The sequence below is a fragment of the Vibrio sp. OPT46 genome (assembly GCF_015163535.1).
Taxonomy (GTDB): domain Bacteria; phylum Pseudomonadota; class Gammaproteobacteria; order Enterobacterales; family Vibrionaceae; genus Vibrio; species Vibrio alginolyticus.
This window is the reverse complement of sequence record NZ_JADDYG010000301.1, coordinates 1-901: the sequence shown is the minus strand read 5'-3', so window position 1 is coordinate 901 and position 901 is coordinate 1. Positions and strand designations below refer to the sequence as shown.

The 901-nt window shown below is 35.4% G+C and carries 2 protein-coding genes; one reads left to right on the top strand and one right to left on the bottom strand.

Features of this window, described 5'->3' with window-relative positions; translation table 11 throughout:
- Positions 1-185: hypothetical protein (locus IQR33_RS33115; RefSeq protein WP_228013896.1), on the bottom strand; the 185-nt coding region annotated here is incomplete at its 3' end.
- A 354-nt stretch (positions 186-539) separates the two neighbouring features.
- Between IQR33_RS33115 and IQR33_RS33110 the strand changes: the two genes are divergently transcribed.
- On the top strand, positions 540-901 hold a 362-nt coding region (locus IQR33_RS33110), incomplete at its 3' end, for a hypothetical protein (RefSeq protein WP_228013895.1).

The following is a 901-nucleotide window of genomic DNA, read 5'->3' as shown; positions in this document are numbered from 1 at the left end:
AGCCTAGCGCTACGGTCTGAAACATAGCTTTCTTTTGAATTAAGCCTAACGTCACGATGATTAATACCTAACCGTGAAACTAATTCAAGATTAGCCTCCCGATTGATTAAATATGCCGCACCACCTTCATTCTGTTTTGTAGCGAATATGTCGGAGAACAGTTCGCTGTAATGATTCTTATCCATAAATACTTTCTTATTTTTGAGAATAGACGCAAATAATCATGTGACTTGTATCTAAACATTAACTGCCGTTATGTCTAATTTTCACCCATGAAGAGTTAAACTTAAATAAATTTTCATCATTTGTTGCATATGTGTGAGCTATATCCCTATTTGTAGGTCGCATTACGCAAATATTTCTACAATTTGTTGAGTAATTAGTCTATTGAACCGATATCACTTCTGAGACTAGCAAATTGAAACTAACATTTGACTCAATAATAAGCCTATGCTAGCAGCTTTCACTATTGTATTTTAGACAAAAATGGCATAGATTTATGCTATTATTTGCTATTATTTGCTATTAGACATCTTATTGTGTTCGAACTAATTAAAGAAAAAATATTGGGTTTGGCTTCCATACTCATCACTTCTTTCGCTGCTACATATTATTTGTCCGCGAGTTATACATTCGGTGTTTTCACGAGTGCCTTGTTTGGCATCGCATATTTGTACTTTATGCAACGGCAACAACAACAATCGGTTAGAAGAAAGGAAGCACAAGCGAAGATACGTGGATTTGGTTATACAAACTCAATTTCCTCTCAGATGGAAAGACCCTCTAATGCGAGTAGATCTCAAAGTTCTCCGACTCTGAATGAACAAAACCCATTTAACTTCTCTGAAGAAGAAGTTCAGGCTTTCAAATTATTAGGGCTACCTATTACGTCCCTCAATAT